The 17,586-nt window shown below is 68.6% G+C and carries 19 protein-coding genes; 6 read left to right on the top strand and 13 right to left on the bottom strand.

The features are described from left to right. The 6 genes from WBL05_RS10290 to WBL05_RS10265 form a co-directional block, all read right to left on the bottom strand. The coding region (locus WBL05_RS10290) for an MBL fold metallo-hydrolase (protein WP_424225695.1) at positions 1–267 on the bottom strand (267 nt) is incomplete at its 3' end. 3 nt (positions 268–270) lie between these two features. Further along, positions 271–1,389, bottom strand: coding sequence for an alanine dehydrogenase (gene ald, locus WBL05_RS10285; RefSeq protein ID WP_424225694.1), 1,119 nt, complete (start codon positions 1,387–1,389; stop codon positions 271–273). A 33-nt stretch (positions 1,390–1,422) separates the two neighbouring features. Continuing rightward, positions 1,423–1,659: a hypothetical protein gene (locus tag WBL05_RS10280; protein ID WP_424225693.1), complete on the bottom strand. Its 237-nt coding sequence runs from the start codon at positions 1,657–1,659 to the stop codon at positions 1,423–1,425. Between the two features lie 3 nt (positions 1,660–1,662). Then, positions 1,663–2,871 (bottom strand): anion permease, encoded by a 1,209-nt coding sequence (locus tag WBL05_RS10275; protein ID WP_424225692.1) that lies wholly within the window; start codon positions 2,869–2,871, stop codon positions 1,663–1,665. A 65-nt stretch (positions 2,872–2,936) separates the two neighbouring features. Continuing rightward, positions 2,937–3,740 (bottom strand): Cof-type HAD-IIB family hydrolase, encoded by an 804-nt coding sequence (locus WBL05_RS10270; RefSeq protein ID WP_424225690.1) that lies wholly within the window; start codon positions 3,738–3,740, stop codon positions 2,937–2,939. 19 nt (positions 3,741–3,759) lie between these two features. After that, positions 3,760–4,851 (bottom strand): NADH:flavin oxidoreductase/NADH oxidase, encoded by a 1,092-nt coding sequence (locus tag WBL05_RS10265; protein WP_424225689.1) that lies wholly within the window; start codon positions 4,849–4,851, stop codon positions 3,760–3,762. 74 nt (positions 4,852–4,925) lie between these two features. On the opposite strand from WBL05_RS10265, the gene galK reads away from it, so the two are divergent. Continuing rightward, positions 4,926–6,089, top strand: a complete 1,164-nt coding sequence (gene galK, locus WBL05_RS10260) for a galactokinase (protein WP_424225688.1) — start codon at positions 4,926–4,928, stop codon at positions 6,087–6,089. A gap of 16 nt (positions 6,090–6,105) precedes the next feature. Then, positions 6,106–7,512 carry a UTP--glucose-1-phosphate uridylyltransferase gene (locus tag WBL05_RS10255; RefSeq protein WP_424225686.1) on the top strand — a complete coding sequence of 469 codons (1,407 nt, stop codon included), beginning with the start codon at positions 6,106–6,108 and terminating at the stop codon, positions 7,510–7,512. 15 nt (positions 7,513–7,527) lie between these two features. On the opposite strand, the gene kduI is transcribed toward WBL05_RS10255, so the two are convergent. The 3 genes from kduI to WBL05_RS10240 all read right to left on the bottom strand — a co-directional run bounded on the left by kduI (position 7,528) and on the right by WBL05_RS10240 (position 10,911). Continuing rightward, the gene (gene kduI / locus WBL05_RS10250; RefSeq protein ID WP_424225684.1) at positions 7,528–8,124 is read right to left on the bottom strand and encodes a 5-dehydro-4-deoxy-D-glucuronate isomerase; all 597 of its coding nucleotides are present in this window, start codon (positions 8,122–8,124) and stop codon (positions 7,528–7,530) included. A gap of 309 nt (positions 8,125–8,433) precedes the next feature. Then, positions 8,434–9,861, bottom strand: a complete 1,428-nt coding sequence (locus tag WBL05_RS10245; RefSeq protein ID WP_424225682.1) for an Nramp family divalent metal transporter — start codon at positions 9,859–9,861, stop codon at positions 8,434–8,436. A gap of 87 nt (positions 9,862–9,948) precedes the next feature. Then, complete coding sequence (locus WBL05_RS10240) at positions 9,949–10,911, bottom strand: 2-dehydro-3-deoxygalactonokinase (RefSeq protein WP_424225680.1); 963 nt, start codon at positions 10,909–10,911, stop codon at positions 9,949–9,951. A gap of 135 nt (positions 10,912–11,046) precedes the next feature. On the opposite strand from WBL05_RS10240, the gene WBL05_RS10235 reads away from it, so the two are divergent. Next, complete coding sequence (locus WBL05_RS10235; protein ID WP_424225679.1) at positions 11,047–11,526, top strand: hypothetical protein; 480 nt, start codon at positions 11,047–11,049, stop codon at positions 11,524–11,526. 16 nt (positions 11,527–11,542) lie between these two features. On the opposite strand, the gene WBL05_RS10230 is transcribed toward WBL05_RS10235, so the two are convergent. Genes WBL05_RS10230 through WBL05_RS10220 form a run of 3 tightly spaced genes read right to left on the bottom strand, consistent with a single transcriptional unit; the run spans position 11,543 to position 13,045 of the window. Beyond that, positions 11,543–11,905: a hypothetical protein gene (locus tag WBL05_RS10230; RefSeq protein ID WP_424225678.1), complete on the bottom strand. Its 363-nt coding sequence runs from the start codon at positions 11,903–11,905 to the stop codon at positions 11,543–11,545. A gap of 44 nt (positions 11,906–11,949) precedes the next feature. Next, entirely contained in the window at positions 11,950–12,360 is a 411-nt protein-coding gene (locus WBL05_RS10225) for an SRPBCC family protein (RefSeq protein WP_424225677.1), read from the bottom strand. A 58-nt stretch (positions 12,361–12,418) separates the two neighbouring features. Beyond that, positions 12,419–13,045, bottom strand: a complete 627-nt coding sequence (locus WBL05_RS10220) for a DNA-3-methyladenine glycosylase (RefSeq protein ID WP_424225676.1) — start codon at positions 13,043–13,045, stop codon at positions 12,419–12,421. A gap of 257 nt (positions 13,046–13,302) precedes the next feature. On the opposite strand from WBL05_RS10220, the gene WBL05_RS10215 reads away from it, so the two are divergent. Together WBL05_RS10215 and WBL05_RS10210 are read left to right on the top strand one after the other, a co-directional pair. Continuing rightward, positions 13,303–14,115: a hypothetical protein gene (locus WBL05_RS10215; protein WP_424225675.1), complete on the top strand. Its 813-nt coding sequence runs from the start codon at positions 13,303–13,305 to the stop codon at positions 14,113–14,115. A 28-nt stretch (positions 14,116–14,143) separates the two neighbouring features. After that, the gene (locus WBL05_RS10210) at positions 14,144–14,839 is read left to right on the top strand and encodes an NUDIX hydrolase (protein ID WP_424225674.1); all 696 of its coding nucleotides are present in this window, start codon (positions 14,144–14,146) and stop codon (positions 14,837–14,839) included. 26 nt (positions 14,840–14,865) lie between these two features. Here WBL05_RS10210 and WBL05_RS10205 read toward each other — a convergent pair whose 3' ends face one another. Beyond that, the gene (locus tag WBL05_RS10205; protein ID WP_424225672.1) at positions 14,866–15,711 is read right to left on the bottom strand and encodes a Bax inhibitor-1/YccA family protein; all 846 of its coding nucleotides are present in this window, start codon (positions 15,709–15,711) and stop codon (positions 14,866–14,868) included. A 136-nt stretch (positions 15,712–15,847) separates the two neighbouring features. On the opposite strand from WBL05_RS10205, the gene WBL05_RS10200 reads away from it, so the two are divergent. Beyond that, on the top strand, positions 15,848–17,308 hold the full coding sequence (locus tag WBL05_RS10200) for a DUF2252 domain-containing protein (protein WP_424225670.1): 1,461 nt from the start codon (positions 15,848–15,850) through the stop codon (positions 17,306–17,308). Positions 17,309–17,586: the final 278 nt, after the last annotated feature.

Raw genomic sequence — 17,586 nt, 5'->3', positions numbered from 1 at the left:
CACCGCGCGGGCCGACGCGTACCTGGGCGCGTCCCCCAGGCCGGGATGCCACAGCAGGTGGTCCCAGTCCGGATGGGTGGAGATCCCGAACGCGCAGCCCACACCGAGTTCGGCCAGTCCGGCGGCCAGCCGGGCCAGTTCGGCCCCGGTGACACCAGGGTCGATGACGACGGCTTGGGTCGCCCCGACCACGACCACCGAGTTGGTCGAGCAGAACGAACTGGTCGACACCCAGCAGTGCGGCGAGATGCGGCGCAGCCCGGTCACAGCTCAGATCAGGGCCACATCCAGCCCGGCAGCCGGCAGATCGGGGAAGGTGCGGGCGACTCCCCGGTGGATCAGGTGACCGTCCCAGACGTTGAGGCCCGCCGCCAGCGCCGCGTCGGCCTGGCAGGCTGCCCGCCAGCCCATGTCGGCCACCTTGACGGCGTAGGCCAGCGTTGAGTTGGTGAGCGCCCAGGTCGAGGTGTTCGGCACCGCACCCGGCATGTTGGTCACGCAGTAGAACAACGAGTTGTGCACGCTGAAGGTCGGGGCGTCATGGGTGGTGGGACGGCTGTCCTCAAAGCAGCCACCCTGGTCGATGGCGATGTCGACCAGCACCGAGCCGGGCTTCATCTGGGCAACCATCTCGTTGGTCACCAGCCGAGGCGTCCGCGCGCCGGGCACCAGCACCGACCCGATCACCATGTCGGCGTTGGCCACCTGTTCGCGGATGCTCATCGCGTTGGACGCGATGCCCTGCACCCGGTTCTGGTAGCGCCAGAACATCATCCGCAGCTTTTCCAGGTCGTTGTCGAGCACGGTGACGTCGGCGCCCATGCCCAGCGCCACGTTTACCGCGTTCTGGCCGGCCACTCCACCGCCCAGCACCACGACGCGGGAATTCCGGACGCCGGCGATGCCGCCGAGCAGGACCCCGCGGCCCCCGTTCGGCTTGAGCAGTTCGTAGGCGCCCACCTGCGGGGCCAGACAGCCGGCCACCTCGCTCATCGGATACAGCAACGGCAGCATCCCCGAGGGCAACTGCACGGTCTCGTAGGCCAGCGCGGTGGCCCCGGACCTCAGCAGCGCCTCGGTGAACGGCCGGTCGGCGGCCAGGTGCAGGTAGGTGAACAGCACCAGGTCGTCGCGCAGCAGGTGGTACTCGTCGCTGACCGGCTCCTTGACCTTGAGCACCAGCTCACCGGACGCCCAGGTGGCCTCCGCGGTGGGTTCGATCCGGGCGCCGGCGGCGCGGTACTCCTCATCGGTGATGGCGGACCCGAGCCCGGCCCCCGCCTCGACGATCACCTCGTGACCTCGGGCGGTCAGTTCCTGGACGCCGGCCGGGGTGATGGCGACTCGGTACTCGTGGTTCTTGACCTCTGCCGGCACGGCGACGCGCATGAGGGCTCCTTGTTGAATTCGATGGGCGGGATGCTACCCGCCGAGGGTGACACCCATGCCGTCCGCCACGATAACGGCGATTCCGACCAGCACGATGGCCACCACCAGGGCGAAGATCGAGTACGCGGCGACGCGGCCGCGCAGTGCGCCGTCGCTGGCCGCCAGCATCCGCACCCCGACCGCGAACAGAGCGGGCAGGCCGGCGCCCAGCAGGGCCCCCACCAGCAGGACCTCGAGGAACGACCTGAACACCAACCCGAACAATTCCATCAGTTACACTCCTGCGCTCTCGGGCTGGCGAGTCGGTTCCCACTCCTGGTTGACGTTGTGGCTGCCGATGGGCCGGGACTGGGCGCGGGCGAACATCAGGCCCGCGATGCCCACCATCAGCAGGGTGATCGTCATCCCGCCCAAACCGGCACCCAGGATGTCGGCGATGATCCAGGTGACCGCACCGGTAAGGGCGGCCGCGGGCAGGGTGGTCAGCCAGGCCACCAACATGTTCGCCGCGACCCCCCAGCGAACCTTCGCGCCGGGGCGTCCCACCCCGGAACCGAGGATGGAGCCGGTGGCGACGTGGGTGGTGGACAGCGCGAAACCGAAGTGGCTGGCGGTCAGGATCACAGCGGCGGATGAGGTTTCGGCGGCCATCCCCTGGGCGGGGCTGATCTCGACCAGTCCCTTGCCGAGGGTTCGAATGATGCGCCAGCCGCCGATGTAGGTGCCGCCGGCGATCGCGAGTGCGCAGGCGACCTTGACCCACAATGGAATCGCGTCCGTGGTGTGCCAGTGCCCGCTGGCGATCAGGGCCAGGGTGATGACGCCCATGGTCTTCTGGGCGTCGTTGGTGCCGTGCGACAACGACACCAGCGAGGCGCTGCCGATCTGGCCCCAGCGGAAGCTGGTGTCGACGTACCGGTTGGCGACGCCCTTGGTGATGCGCAGGACCAGCGAGGTGCCCAGCGTGGCCACCAGGATGGCGATGATCGGGGAGATCAGGCCGGGGACGATGACCTTGCCGACCACACCGTCGAGGCTGGTGCCGTCACCGACCCACTTGACCCCGGCCAGGCCGATGCTGGCGATGGTGGCGCCGATCAAGCCCCCGAACAAGGCGTGCGACGAACTGGACGGCAGCCCCTTCATCCAGGTGAAGATGTTCCACAGAATGCCCCCGACCAGACCGGCCAACAAGATCAGCAACAGCGGTGTGCCGCCGTTGGCCAGCAACTCCGGGCTGGGGGTGCCGTCCTCGTTCTGAATCCTGATCACTGCGTTGGTGACCGTCAGGGCGACGTTCACCGACAGGAACGCCCCGACCAGATTGAGCAGGGCGCACAGCAGGACCGCGGTTCGCGGCTGGAGCGCCCTGGTGGCGATGCTGGTCGCCATCGCGTTGGCGGTGTCGTGGAAGCCGTTGGTGAAGTCGAAGGCAAGCGCGGTGATGATGACGAGGAGAAGTAGGAGGAACCCTGCGGTCACGCTTGAATGCTAGACCTCACCCGGCGATTCGCGTACTTGGATTCCATTCGGTTGTCAAAGCTGTCTCAACTGAACAACTCGTCCAGCACGACCGCGACACCGTCCTCTGCGCTGGAGCGAGTCACCCTGTCAGCCAAGGCAAGCAGGTCGGGCACCGCGTTGCCCACTGCCACTGAGCAACCGCCGATCCCGAACATGTAGGCGTCGTTGTGGTTGTCGCCGATCACCACCACCTGCTCCAGCGGCACGCCCAGTGCCCGGCACAGTCCGGTGAGCGCCTCGCCCTTGTGGACCCCCTTGGCGGTGAACTCCATCAGGAAGCTGGCCGAGATGACCACCTCCGCCTCGGCGCCGAACTGGGCGTCCAGCGCCTGCTGTGCCGCGATCAGCACGTCGGGCTCGCCACCGATCAGCATCTTGTGCGGTTCGACCGGCAGCTCGGCCAGCGAATCCAGCGGCACGACCTCCGCGTCGTTGGAGGTGGCCTCGAAGACCACCGAGAAGTGGTCCGGCCAGTTGGTGTAGACGTAGCGACCCTCGGGGATCATCAGCGCCACCTCGAAGGCCGATGCCGCGCGGGCGGCCCGGCGGGCCAGTTCGAGGTCAAGCTTGTGCGAGAACAGTGGCTCTTCGTCCCAGGCCTGGCAGGCCATGGCGCCGTTGTACCCGATCAGGTAGAGACCCTGGGGATCCACCCCGTTGCGTTCCAGCTGGGCGCGCAGGCCATGGCTGGTGCGCCCCGACACGATGACCACCGTCACGCCCTGGCTGCGGACGCGCTCCAGCGCCGCCCGGTTGCGTTCGGACAGCTTGCCGCCGATCGGCACCAAGGTGTCGTCGAAGTCGGTGGCGACCATCGTGAAGGTCATCGCAGTGGGCCTCTCGGGTCTAGTCGTCGGCGGGGGCGGCGCGGACGTACTGCGGTGGGACGAGGTCCACCCATCCGGGCTGCTTGAGCTGGTGGGCCGCCTTGAGCGGCCAGTAGGGTTCGCGGAGCGCCTCACGTCCCAGCAGGATCGCGTCGGCGTCGCCGCCGGCCAGGTGCTGCTCGGCCTGCCGGGGCTGGGTGATCAGCCCGACGGCCGCAGTGGGGACGCCGCTGGCCGTCCGAACCAGGCGGGCGAAGCCGGCCTGGTAGCCGGGCGCGGGCACGATGTTCGGTGAGGGCAGCACGCCGCCGCTGGAGATATCGGCCAGGTCGGCGCCGTGCCCGGCTAGCACCTTCGCCAGCGCGCTGGTCTGTTCGACGTCCCAGCCACCGTCCAGCCAGTCGGTCGCGGACAGCCGCACCAGCAGCGGCTTGCGGTCGGGCCAGACCCGCCGGACGGCGTCCACCACCTCGACCACGATCCGGGTGCGCCCGGCGAAGTCGCCGCCGTAACCGTCGGTGCGATGGTTGGACAGCGGCGAGCAGAACTGGTGCAGCAGGTAGCCGTGGGCGGCGTGCAGCTCTACCACGTCGAAGCCGGCCTCGTCGGCCCGCCGGGTAGCGGCTGCGAACTGAGCCACGACCCGTTCGATGCCCGCCGGGTCGAGCGCCACCGGCGCGGCGTATCCCGGGTAGGCCACTGGGGAGGGCCCGACGGTCTGCCAGCCACCTTCGGCAACCGGCTGGGTGCCGTGCAGCTGGCCGGGCCAGCGCCGCCAGGTTGACCCCTTGCGCCCCGCATGGGCGAGCTGGACGCCGATGGCGGCCCCTTGGCCGTGCACGAAGTCGACGATGCGCCCCCAGGCCTGTTGCTGCTCGTCGTTCCACAGGCCGGTGTCCTGCGGCGAGATCCGGCCCTCGGGCGTGACCGCGGTCGCCTCGGTGATCACCAACCCGAACCCGCCCGCTGCGCGGGATCCCAGGTGCACCAGGTGCCAATCGGTGGGCACGCCATCGCGGCGGTCGACGCAGTACTGGCACATCGGCGCGAGCCAGGCCCGGTTCTTCAGTTCCAGACCACGCAGGGTCAACGGTTCGAACAGCAACGGCATGTTGCCCAATCTAGCCAGCTCACCAGCTCGCCGGGCGCCACCATTCGGTGCCGATCCGCGGCTAGGCTCCGGCTATGAGCGAGGTCGACCCACGGACGCTGGTTGCCGAGTTCGGCGCGTTGTACGGGTCGGCGCCGCAGGGCGTCTGGTCGGCGCCCGGCCGGCTGAACCTGATCGGCGAACACGTCGACTACAACGACGGCCTGGTGCTGCCGATCGCACTGCCGCGACGAGCTTGGGTGGCGTTGCGGGCCCGGGACGATGGCCGGATCCGGCTCGCCTCCCGGCAACTGCCCGAGCGCTACGACCTGACGCTGGCGCAGGTGCAGCCGGGCGTGCCGTCCGGTTGGGGTGCCTACGCAGCCGGGGTGCTGGCGATACTGGCGCGGGCAGGTTATCCGGTCACCGGTGCCGACCTGCTGGTCAGCTCCGAGGTGCCGGTCGGCGCCGGCCTGTCGAGTTCGGCGGCGCTGGAGGCGGCGGTCGGGGCGGCCGCGAGTGAGGCCCTCGGGCTCGGCCTGCTGGCTGATGATGCCTCCCGCAGCGAGTTGGCCGAACTGTGCCGTCGGGCCGAGAACGAGATCGCCGGCGCACCAACCGGCGGCATGGACCAGGCCGCGGCGCTGCGCAGCCGGGCCGGCCACGCACTGCTGCTGGACTGCCGCGACGGTTCGGTTCGGCACATCCCGTTCGATCCCGCCGGCCATGGCCTGGAGCTGCTGGTCATCGACACCCGGGCCAGGCACGAACTGGTCGACGGGCAGTATGGCGAGCGGCGGGCCAGTTGTGAGCAGGCCGCCCGGCTGCTCGGCGTGCCGGCGCTGCGCGACGTCCCGATCGATTCGCTGGACGAAGCCCTGTCGCAACTGCCGGACGAACGGCTCCGCAGCCGCGCCGAACACGTGGTGACCGAGATCGATCGCGTCCGGCAGGCGGTCGAGGCGCTGGCCGACGATGACTTCGTCCGGCTGGGGTCTCTGTTCACAGCCAGCCATGCGTCGCTGCGCGACCGGTTCGAGGTGAGTAGCCCGGAGCTGGACGCGGCCGTCGAGGTCGCGCTGGCCGGTGGGGCGCTGGGCGCCCGGATGACCGGTGGCGGGTTCGGCGGCTCGGCGATCGCGCTGATCCCGGCCGGACTGGGCGAATCGATCGGATGGGCCACCCGCACGCGCTTCGCTGCCCAGAACTGGGCAGGACCACAAGTGTTTTCGGTTACCGCCGCTGGCCCGGCGCAATGACAATCAGGAGGACACCATGACAGACCAGGCACTCGACGCCGCCGTGGCGAAGCTCACCGAGGACGGGGCGGCCCCGTCGGTGATCTCCGCCTTCATCGACCGGTACACCCGCTTCGCCGGCGGCGAGTCCGGCTACCTGTACGAGTCAGACCTGGAGCCACTGACCGATCCGCCACTGCTGGACGACCTGCCGATGGACGACGGCGCCGTCGAGGCATTCGCCAGCACCGCAGTGGTGCGGTTGAACGGCGGCCTGGGCACCTCGATGGGGCTGGCCGGCCCGAAGTGCCTGATCACGGTTCGGGAGGGGTTGAGCTTTCTCGACATCGTGGTTCGCCAGTTGCTGGCCCTGCGCGCCGAGCACGGCGTCCGGCTGCCGCTGCTGCTGATGGACAGCTACAACACCTCCGCCGACACCCTGGCCGCGCTCGAGGCGTATCCGGAGCTGGCGGTGGACGACCTGCCGTTGGACTTCCTGCAGAGCCGCGAACCGAAGCTGCTGGCCGACACCCGGATGCCGGTCGAGTGGCCGGCCGACCCGGCCCTGGAGTGGTGCCCGCCCGGGCACGGCGACTTCTACCCGTCGCTGCACGCCAGCGGGTTGATCCCGAAGCTGCTGGACGCCGGATTCCGCTACCTGTTCGTGGCCAACATCGACAACCTGGGTGCGCTGCCCGACCCGCGGTTGGCCGGCTGGTTCGCGGCCAGCGGCGCCCCGTACGCCGCCGAGGTGACGCCCCGCACCGAGATGGACAGCAAGGGCGGACACCTGTCGTACCGGGTGAGCGACCGGCGGCTGGTGCTGCGCGACACCGCCCAGGTCACCCCCGACGAAATGGGCTTCTTCGTCGACACCGAACGCCACGGGTGGATGCACTGCAACAACCTGTGGCTCGACCTGCAGCAGGTGTCCGAGGTGCTGGACGCCAATGAGGGCACACTGTCGCTGCCGCTGATCATCAACCGCAAGACGGTGGACCCGGCCGATCCGGACTCGCCGGCGGTGGTGCAGTTGGAGGGTGCGATCGGGGCAGCCGTCGAGGTCTTCGACGGCGCGCAGGCCATCGGGGTGCCGCGCAGCCGGTTCCTGCCGGTCAAGGGCACCGCGGAACTGCTGGTGCTACGCAGCGACGTCTACGACATGACCGCTGACGCCCGGCTGGTCGCCCGGACGCCGGCCCCGATCGTCCAGCTCGACCCTGATCACTACAAGCTGATCGAGCAGTTCGAGTCGCGGTTCCCGGTCGGGCCGCCGTCACTGGTCGAGGCGCAGAGCCTGAGGGTGGTCGGCGACTGGACGTTCGGCGCCGACGTGGTCGTCCGCGGTGATGCCCTGCTGGAGCCGATGGAGGACGAGGCGATCGCCGGGCCGCGGTTCGTGCCCAACGGTGCCATGGTCACCTCCACCGGCGTCACCAGCTGACCGCGGCTCAGCCGATCAGAGCAGGGTCTCGATCGGCTGGTGGTCCATGTCGTCGAAGTCCTGGTTCTCCCCGGCCATCGCCCAGATGAATGAGTAGGCCTGGGTGCCCACCCCGGAGTGGATGGACCAGCTCGGTGAGATGACCGCCTCGTGGTTGGCCACCACCAGGTGCCTGGTCTGCGTGGGCTCCCCCATCAGGTGCAGCACCCGGGCGTCCTGCGGCACGTCGAGGTAGAGGTAGGCCTCCATCCGGCGGTCGTGGGTGTGGGCGGGCATGGTGTTCCACATGCTGCCCGAGTGCAGCCGGGTCAGTCCCATGACGATCTGGCACGACTTGATGCCGTCGACGTGGATGTAGCGGTTCAGGGAACGCCGGTTGGCGTGTTCCTGGTCGCCCAGCTCGCGCACGTCACCCTGTCCCGGCTGCACCGATTGGGTTGGATAGCTGGTGTGGGCAGGAGCGCCGAACAGGTAGAACTTCGCCTGCTCGTCGCCGACGGACTCGAACCAGACCTCGCGGACGCCGCGGCCGACGTAAATGCAGCCGCCCTTGGGCAGCTCGTGCCGCTCGCCGTCGGCGGCCACCACACCGGTGCCCTGGACCACGATCACCCCGAGTTCGCGGCGCTGCAGGAAGTACTCCGCCCGTAGTTCCGCAGGCGCCTCCAGCTTTCAGTGGGCCGTCGGTCGGCACCACACCGCCGAGGATCACCCGGTCCTGGTGGCTGTGCACCAGGCTCACCCGGCCATCGTTGAACAGGTTCGGGACGAGGAAGTTCGCCCGCAGCTCCTCGGTGTTCATCCGGGAGACCTCTGCCTTGCTTACGGTGTGCCGGTTCTCCATCCGGTTCTCCTCTCCCTGAAACGTGCGTTTCACTGTGCGATACGCCAAATCGTACCGCATGGAAGTCCTGCCGCACATCAGCCGATGGTGAATCCGAAGACACCGGCGATGGTGTAGAGACCGAGCAGGCCGATGGCGCTGCTCGAGATGACCAGGAGTGCCAGCCAGGCTCTGGATCCGAGCACCGTCGAATCGGTCTCGGTCTGCCGCAGGTACCAGGTGCCCGCCACGACTGCGAGCAGGAAGATCCCGGTGGCCGCTCCGCCGATCATGACCATGATGACGGGCGAACTGATCACCAGGTACATCAGGCCCCACGCGATGGGCAGGAAGATGGTGAAGATCCGGATCCAGCGCAACCTGGCCTTCGGGTCGTTCTTCCAGTCGAACACCCCTACGTTGGAGAAGAAGTTGGCCCACAGCCGGGAGTGGCTGGGCACGGCCGCCCACAAGGTGGACGCAAGCACCGCGAAGGCGCAGATCAAGAAGACATACATCGCCCACGCGCCCATGGAGTCGGTGTACATCCGTGCCAGCGTGGTGATCACCTCGTTGCCCGCCGGCACCAGGCCCTGCGGGTGCAGCACGGCAGCGCCCATGATGTAGAACGCCAGCGTGGTGGTGGTGTAGATCACCCATGACAGCCAGGAGTCGCGCTGCATGACCTTGATCCAGCCGTTGGCCCGCTCCTGCCACTCGACCGAACCGTCGTTGGGGCCGGACCACCTGGCGTAGCCCTTCTCCACACACCAGTACGTGTAGAAGGTGATCTCGTCAGAGCCCACGCCGGTGATCCCGAACATGGCGACCGCGACGCCGATCGCGGGCATCCCGAAGCTGAGCCCCTCGGCGATCTCGGCCCAGCCATATGCGAACGGCGTGAAGGGCAGGCCGAGCGCGATCGCAACGGTGATCAGCGAGAACGCGACCACCAGAACGGTGGAAACCCTCTCGATGATGCCGTAGCGGTTCGAGAAGAGCAGGGCGATGCTGGACGCCACGACGATGACGGTCCAGATGGCCAGGGTGGTGCTGTTCAGCGGGTCGCCCCCGAACGGGAACAGCAGGCTCAGCGCGACCGCCGTGCCTCCGACGACGCCGCCCATCTGCGTGATCTTCGCGATGGCCATCAGCAGCCAGAGCCAGGTGATCCAACCGGTGCGGCCCAGCACGGGTGGAACCCGGTTGAAGCCGGTCAGGCCAGTCTGACCGGTGGTGATCGACCAGCGCGCCAGCTCCACCTGGATGGCCACCTTGACAAAGGTCGAGACGATCACCAACCAGAGCAGCGCGAAGCCGACCTGGGCGCCGGCGGCGGTGGTGGCGATGAGTTCGCCAGAGCCCACGATGGACGCCGACATGATCAGGCCGGGCCCGAAGTACTTCAGGGAATCCCGCCAGGTCTTCGGCGGATCCATCACGTCGGCGGGATCGAGGGTATACGGGTCGCGGAGGGTCTCGGCCGCTTCCGAGGGCACGTCGGGCGGGATTTCGATGTGTGACATGTATGCAACCTCATGGGGGTGAGCGGGCATCGCTGCGCGCAGGATTGATACAGCTGAGACCCTGGAGGATACCGAATGACTCGGCGATCAGGAAGAGCCCGGCACCAGCCCGGCCCCGATCGCCGACCGCCACAGGCCACGGATCGTCACATCGGCAGCCGCCGCGGACGCCCGGACGTCCTGGGCAGCCAGCGCATGCGCGTACCGTTCAACCAGCGCTGCGCCGCCGACCAGGCGCACCGGCTGCAGGTCCGGTCCGATCGCTGCCACCCGGTCGGCCACCTCGGCTCCGATCAGGAGCCCGGAGATGGCGTCCGGCACCTGGCCAGGCGGCAGCTGCCCATCGAGGACCGAACTGCGGATCACGAATGCCTGGAAGGCCAGCGCCCGCCGCTCGACTGCCAGCCGAAGACCCCACTCGAATCCCGCCCGCCAGTCCTTCCCTGCTACCGGAGGTTCAGCGACGCGTCCCACCATCGAGTGGTCGACCAGCAGGCTGTAGAGCTCGCCGGACATCGCGGTGTCGAAGTCGAGCAGGGTGTCGTCGCGCAAGAGGGCCCACTTGGTGTGGGTGCCGGGCATCACCACCAGCGCGGTCTCGCCAGGGTCGAGTTCACCCGCCAAGCCGGCCAGTTGGGTCTCCTCGCCGCGCATCACGTCCGCGTTCGGCCGGCTCTTCTTCACCCCGGCGATGATCGGCAGCGGTCCACGGGCGGTCTGGACGGTGGTCAGTCCGGTGCCGGACGCCAGCGGCGTGGGCAGTGTCCGATAGGGCGCTGGCCGCCAACCCTGCGCGGCACCCACCATCCCGCAGGTGATCATCGGCAGGCCCGGGTGGGCGTCGAGCCAGGGGCCTACCAGGCCGTCCAGGATCGCCTCAAAGCGGTCGTCGCGATCGGCCACGTCTGTCGGGACGGCCAGGATGCCCTGCCCGGTTCGCTGGTCGAGCACCACCGGCCCGCTGGCCGACCCCGCCAGCAGGAAGCTGCGGGCGTTGGTCGTCCCCCAGTCGATGGCGACCAGTTGTGCGCTGTCATAGCTGTCCGGCATGTCCTCAGCCAACTTCGGTCGAACCCTGGGTGTCAATGGACTGGCTTCCGTCGCCCGTCAAACGCTATATTAAATCTGTAGATTCTCAGAGAAATCTCAGCTTCACGGGATGGCCGTTCTTTCGAGGAGGGATCGATGGCCGATCGAATTGATCACCTGTCAACGAGCGGTGCCGATCAGCCCTCGCATACGGGCGGTCTGCTCAGTGCGCTGATCCTGGGCTCGCTGACCATGGTGGTGGCCATGATCGCCCTGACCATCGCCATCGGGCGAGCCCCGGTACAGGCGGCCGCCGGCGAGCAGCAGGCGGCGCCGGCCGCGACAGCAGAGGCACCCACCAGCTACCCCAGCCCGGAGCCGACCGGACCCCGGTACACCCCGGAACCGATCGTGATGGACGCTCCGCAGAAGCCGCCGTACCACGAGCCAACGCCCTCGGCGTCCCCGTCGACCGGCAGCTCTGAGGCCGAGTCAGCCGACGGGGAGGATGCGGATACCGGTGATACCGAGCGCTCGGCTCAGCAGTCCGCTGATCGGCTGGCGGGGCTTGAGGAGCGGATTGAGCAGCGCATCCGTGACCGGATCGGCCACTTGGACGAACTCGAGGACGACTAGTGCCTCCAGGTCCGCGCTAGCGTGGATCCTGGTCAGTGCGCGGGTCGGCGGTGTGCTGGTCGGTCTGGGGTTGTGGGGTCTCGGCGCTGGCCTCCCTGGCCGCGAGCTGATCCTCTGCCCTGCGCAGTTCGGCATCGCGGGCCTTGAAGGTCTTGTCGGGCAGGGCCAGGCCCATACCGAGCAGCAGCCCGCCCAGGAATCCCAGACCGGCCGCGATCAACATCCAGTTGCGTGGATTGGCGAACCCGGCGCTGCGGTTGGCGATGGCTACCGCATGCAACTGGTTGACCTGGATGACGACGTAGAGCATCAAACCGACGAAGGCGAGGGAGGCTACCACGCCCAGTACCACCAGCAGGGTCTTGGAGAACTTCATCATGCAGATGAGCCTAGACCCCGCTGGTCAGGTACAGCTCTGGTCAGCTACACGCATTCGCTCTCGATGCGGTCGATCGCCGCTTCCCAGCGATCGCTGAGCCAGGCCCGATCGGCGTGCGGAGGCAGTTTGGAGTGTTCGATACGGAACTCGGTGGCCTGGTCATCGGCGGGAACCAGCCGCACGTCGACCATTGTCGGGTGTGCCGACTCCCTCAGCCGCCAGGTGAACCGGATCTGTTCCAGTGGGTGGAAGCTACGGACCACGCCTTCCCGGCCGTCGTGCGACCGCCACGACTCGCCCTTGGATCCCAGTTGCGCGCCCGGCCCCAGTAGGGCTTCGGAGCCGTCGGTCGTCATGAGGACTTCCCAGACGGTTCTCACCGGGTAGGGCAGGGTCCGGCTAACGACGACGGCTGCAACTTCGGTCTCGCCAGTGGCCTCGCTTGTCTGTTCCATGGGACCTCACTTGATTGTGTTGTCAGTATTCCCGGGCCAGCGCTGGTCCGGGTTTCAGTCACAGTAATGCGCCATCTTTGTTGCCGGGAAGGTTTCCACCGATTGCCCGAGGGCTGCGCCGGTACGGGCTGACGGTGGGGTCACCGGCGATCCAGAACCGCAGCGGCCAGTCCACCGCCACCGAGATGCCCACCCGCGGGCCTCTGGCGATCGCCGCCGGCCGCGCCGGCGGTTCCAGGTGGAACTCCTCCCCCAGCGGTGCCCCGTCGTCGGCCATCGACAACCCTAGGACGCGCCCCAGGTTGCCCGGGCCGCTCGCCAACCGGGTGGCCGGCAGGTCGCGTCCCTGCCGCGCCACGGCGCGACGTTCCCGGGCCAGTTCAGCACCACCGACCACCTCGGCAGCTCGCAGCAGGATCGCGGACGCCTGCCCGGCCGGGCTGCAGACGAAGTTGGCGGCGAAGTGCACCCCGTAGCTGCGGAAGACATAGAGCCGACCGGGTGCGCCGTACATGGTCACTGCCCGTCCCCGCGGGCCGCGGTAGGCGTGGGACGCCGGGTCGTCCGGCCCCAGGTAGGCCTCCACCTCGGTCAGCCGCAGCCCGATGGGGCCGCGCCACAGCACCGCGCCGAGCACTGCTGGGGCCAACTCGTCCGCCCGGCGGTGGAAGTCGATGGTCTGCACCGGTCCAGCATGCCCACCAGCAGGTCGTTCGGCACAGCCGGGCGGGGTAGTGTCGTCTGATGACGAACGGGGGACCACTCCCGCGGCACCAGCGTTGCGGGAGCCGATGGCTACGCCATCTGCAGTCCTGCCTGCTCGTCGTCCTGCTGGCCGGTTGCCACGCGCCGACACCGACCCCCACCCCGACGGCCTCGCCAGCCTCGGCATCGACCACCAGCGCCAGTCCGTCAGCCAGCCCGAGCCAGTCGCTGTTGCCGGTGGCCTACGATCTGTTCACCCAGGGCCGGGCCACCGAGGTGGTGGCCCAGCTGGTAGCGGCAGCCGAGGGCAGACCCATCGTCCGGCTCGTTCTCAACCGGACCAGCGCCCGGCTCACCTTCGTGGCCGACGGTGAGCGGCCACGTTCGGTGGTCTGGCAGGCGGGCCGCATCTCCCCCAGTGACGACGGCACCGACCTGGTCGCGGCCACCAGCTTCGATCCGCTGCGGTTCAACCTGTCCGATGTGGAGGGGCTGTTCGCCACCGCAGCCGATGTGTCGGGTTCCAAGAGCCGGCAGGAACTGCAGATCAACGAGTACGACCACGGCGAGATCTACATGACCGTCACCACCACGCCCGAGTCGTCGACGGTCTTCTTCGACCGGGACGGGGTGCTGGTCCCCCGGCTCCGCTTCGCCGTGGAGGAGGACGTGGCGATCGGGGTGGCCGACGTGCTGGCCGGTCGGCTGATTGTCATCGAGATCGGGATGAAGGCCGAACAGGTGTGGGCGGACGTGCTGGCCAGCCCGGGGGTGGTGGAACGCAGGATCCGCCCGGCCAACCAGCCGATGTACCTCACCCAGCGCCGCGAGACCCCGGCCGGAGGACAGTTCGAGGCGTCCCTGGTCGACGCCAACCTGCTCGCCCGGCTGATGCGGGTGGCCCCCGACCTGGTTGGGGAGGAACCCGGCAGCCCGGTCTCGCTGCGGGTCGTCCAGCCCGACGCCGACGCGCAGCCGCAGATCATGATCGACGTGAACGGCGCCCAGGTGGTGACCGACCTGTCGGGGGCACCGCTGCCTGAGGGTTGATCTTGCCGCAGGTGGGATGATGCAGGGTATGCGTATCGTGGGAGTGCCGGCGCCGGGGGCCAGTGCTTCTGTGAACACAGTGCTGGCCCATGGCGAGGATCCGCGCATGATGTTGTGGCGGCGGGGCTGGGTACTCACGCACACGCTGAGCACGCACCTGGATGACAACGGGATCGTCCTGACGGTGCAGGTCAGGCCCCGCGCCCGCAATTCACGGCCGCCCAGGGTGAAGTCCCGTGGCCTTGATCCGAACCTAGAGTTGGCGCCCGGAGAACGCGCCGTGCCGCACCAGCGGGTGGCGGCCTACGCGATCGTCCGATCCCGCCGGGGCGTGCTGGGCACCCAGTGCTCCGAGCGAACCGCCATTCCGGGGCTGTGGCAATTGCCCGGTGGCGGGCTCGAGCCGGGTGAGACCCCGAGTGCGGGGGTGGTGCGCGAGGTGATGGAGGAGACCGCACAGCAGGTCCGGATCGAGCGGCTGATCGACGTGCAGTCAGATCATTGGGTTGGGCGGGCGCCCAGCGGGGTGCTGGAGGACTTCCAGGCCCTGCGGATCATCTACACCGCGGTCTGTGACGACCCGACCCAGCCCAGGGTGCTGGACGAGGGCGGCACCACCCGCGCGGCAAGTTGGGTGCCGCTGCGGCACTGGCGTTCGCTGCAGTGGACCTCAGGTGCACGGTCGTTGCTCGACCGGCACCTGAACACCATCCCCCTGCGTTGAACCTGCCCGAGACCCAGCCGGTCCGCTCAGTCGCGGAAGAAGCTGAGGATCCGGAGGATATTGGTGTACAGCCAGATCAGCGTGACGGTGAGCCCGAACGCCCCGCGCCACGACTCGCTCTCGGGGGCACCCATCCGGACGCCCCGCTCGATCGCGTCGAAGTCCATCAGCAGGCTGGCAGCTGCCAGCACCACGCCCAGGCCGGCGGCCAGCCAGGCGATCGGGCCGGCTTCCGGGCCGATGGTCGCCCAACCGAGGTTGACGCCGAAGAAGAGCAGGGCCAGGTTGATCAGCGAGACGATCAGGTAGGCGATCATCGAGACCACGACTATCTGGGACAGTCGGCCGCGCACCCGGGCGCCCAGGTACCTGTACGCACCGAGCACCACGAAGGCGGCGACGATGGTGCCCAGCACCGCCTGCAGGACGATGCCCGGGTACAGGAACTCGAACAGCTTGCTGAATGCGCCGATGACGACGCCCTCGATCACCGCATAGGCGAAGATCCCGGGGACGGAGACGGTGCGCCGGGCCGACACGATCCAGACTGTCACCACAGCGACCAGCGATCCGACGATCGCGACCGGGGTGAGCAACTGGATCGGCAGCAGCATCATGGTCACGCCGGCGGCGGCGACCACGATCAGCAACAACATGGCGGTCTTGGCGATGACGTCGTCGATCGTCATCCGGCCTGCTGCCTGCACCGGCGCCTCGGGCTGCCGGTTGAAGGTGTCCTGCGGCTGCCCGGGGGCGTAACCACCCTGCTGCGGGTTGTAGTAGGCGTTTGCCTGGAAGCCCTGCGGGTACCCCTGCTGGTTGGCCGGGGTGAAGGCATCGGGTCTGGACAGGACTGGGTTGTTGGTGCGCACCGGCGCTTTCCTCCTGGTCTGGTTCGGCCCCTTGAATCAGAGGTCAACAGCCATTCTACGGTGGTCAACGCGCTGGCCAATCGGGGAAATCCCCGGAACCGCTCGCCGCAGAGCGGTCCGTGGCATCATCGGCGGCATGTCGGAGCTGACCCAGAACACCGCCGGGTTGCGCTCGGTTCGAGCACCGATTCCAAGCCGTGCCGAATCCCGGGCCTACGGCAAGTCGCTCCGAACCAGCGTGCCCCGATCGTCCCTGGCGATCTGGAAGCCGGCCGACAACCGACCCGACCCGGTTGAGCAGGTCATCGAGTCGCATGTCGGACGGATCCCCCGGCTGATCGGCCTGCGCGTTGACCGGATGGCGGCCTCCCCCTACGGCTTCCTGCGCGGTGCGGCGAATGTCTGCGCGTTCGACTGCGCCTCCCTGCCGGCCACCGGGATGCTGGCGATCATCTGCGGGGACGCCCATCTGGGCAACTTCGGCTTCTACCGCTCGCCGGAGGGCGAACTGGTGCTCGACCTGAACGACTTCGACGAGGCCCACCCAGGCTATTGGGAGTGGGACCTGCGCCGGCTGGTGGCCAGCGTCCACGTCGCCGGACGGCAGAACCAGATGCGCGAGGAGCAGTGCTTCGACGCCGTGGTGGCCTGCGTGAACGCCTACCGGGACGAGTTGGCGCAGCTGGCCGAGGTGCCGTTGCTGGCTCGCAGCTTCATCCGGGTCGACCTGAACCACCTGAACCAGACGGTCAACGTGCCGAGCCTGCGTGACGAGGTGGCGCGGGCGGCAGCCAAGGCCCGCACCCGCACCTCCGATCGTGCGCTGCCGAAGTTGACCAGAACGCAGGGCGGTGTCCACCAGATCGTCGAGAACCTGCCGGTGACCAAGCGGGTGGCGCGGGCCAGGTTCGACCAGATCGGGGCGGCGCTGGACGACTACCTGGAGACCCTGCCGCTGCAGTGGGCCCGGGTAGTGGGCGCCTACCGGCTGGTGGACGTGGCGCACAAGGTGGTCGGGGTGGGTTCGGTCGGGTTGCGGGCGTTCCTGGCGCTGCTGGTCGGATCCAGCCCGGACGACGTGCTCTTCCTGCAGTTGAAGCAGGCACGCCGATCGGTGATCGCACCGTTCATCCACGGGGAGCAGGCGCTGCACGCCCACCAGGGGCAGCGGGTGGTGGAGTACCAGCAGGCGCTGCAGACGGTCAGCGACCCGTTGCTGGGTTGGGCGACGCTGCCGCCGATCATGGCGCCCGGAATCGCCACTCAGCTCTCCCCCGACGCGTCGATGCCGGGGGCGCCGGCCATCCAGGTCTACGTGCGGCAGTACCGGAACATGTCCGGTGCGGTCCTCGTCGACGACCTGGACGCCGGTGCGCTGGTCGACTACGCGCGGGTGCTGGGGCTGCTGCTGGCCAAGAGCCACGCCCGCACCTCCGGCGCCTCCCGGATCGCCGGTTACCTTGGCAGGTCGGACGCCGCGGCCGAGGCGCTGGCGCGGTTCGCCCAGGCCTACGCCGACCAGACCGAGCAGGACCATGCCGCCTTCTGCGCGGCGATCAAGGCCGGTCGGTTGCCGTCCGCCGACGGCGGGGGCTGACTGGGGGAGGATGTGGACCGAAGCCATGTCGGGCTGCGGCACGAGGGGTGGTTGGCTTGTGTCCGGGCCCTGCAGTGGCCTGACCGACTGACCTAGGCTGAAGTCAGTGTCAGGGTGGTGGTACCGCTGTTGCGGTGGTTGGATCCTGATCTCAGTGTCAGGGTGGTGGTACCGCTGTTGCGGTGGTTGGATCCTGATCATCAGTCGGCTGGTTCTTAGGCTGCGTGCCGGGAGCGCCCCTTTGTGGGGTGTGTGGCGTCCATGCGTTTTGCCGTCGG

Source organism: Brooklawnia sp., assembly GCF_049651565.1.
Lineage (GTDB): Bacteria > Actinomycetota > Actinomycetes > Propionibacteriales > Propionibacteriaceae > Brooklawnia.
Note: the sequence above shows the minus strand (reverse complement) of the source record. Positions and strands in the feature narration are given on the sequence as shown.

Bases quoted from the DNA above. Each gene is read 5' to 3' on its own strand.
- ald (WP_424225694.1), bottom strand. From the start codon at position 1,389: ATGCGCGTCGCCGTGCCGGCAGAGGTCAAGAACCACGAGTACCGAGTC.
- WBL05_RS10255 (WP_424225686.1), top strand. From the start codon at position 6,106: ATGACAGACCAGGCACTCGACGCCGCCGTGGCGAAGCTCACCGAGGAC.
- WBL05_RS10235 (WP_424225679.1), top strand. From the start codon at position 11,047: ATGGCCGATCGAATTGATCACCTGTCAACGAGCGGTGCCGATCAGCCC.
- WBL05_RS10270 (WP_424225690.1), bottom strand. From the start codon at position 3,740: ATGACCTTCACGATGGTCGCCACCGACTTCGACGACACCTTGGTGCCG.
- WBL05_RS10230 (WP_424225678.1), bottom strand. From the start codon at position 11,905: ATGATGAAGTTCTCCAAGACCCTGCTGGTGGTACTGGGCGTGGTAGCC.
- WBL05_RS10265 (WP_424225689.1), bottom strand. From the start codon at position 4,851: ATGCCGTTGCTGTTCGAACCGTTGACCCTGCGTGGTCTGGAACTGAAG.
- WBL05_RS10225 (WP_424225677.1), bottom strand. From the start codon at position 12,360: ATGGAACAGACAAGCGAGGCCACTGGCGAGACCGAAGTTGCAGCCGTC.
- WBL05_RS10245 (WP_424225682.1), bottom strand. From the start codon at position 9,861: ATGTCACACATCGAAATCCCGCCCGACGTGCCCTCGGAAGCGGCCGAG.
- WBL05_RS10240 (WP_424225680.1), bottom strand. From the start codon at position 10,911: ATGCCGGACAGCTATGACAGCGCACAACTGGTCGCCATCGACTGGGGG.
- WBL05_RS10280 (WP_424225693.1), bottom strand. From the start codon at position 1,659: ATGGAATTGTTCGGGTTGGTGTTCAGGTCGTTCCTCGAGGTCCTGCTG.
- galK (WP_424225688.1), top strand. From the start codon at position 4,926: ATGAGCGAGGTCGACCCACGGACGCTGGTTGCCGAGTTCGGCGCGTTG.
- WBL05_RS10200 (WP_424225670.1), top strand. From the start codon at position 15,848: ATGTCGGAGCTGACCCAGAACACCGCCGGGTTGCGCTCGGTTCGAGCA.
- WBL05_RS10210 (WP_424225674.1), top strand. From the start codon at position 14,144: ATGCGTATCGTGGGAGTGCCGGCGCCGGGGGCCAGTGCTTCTGTGAAC.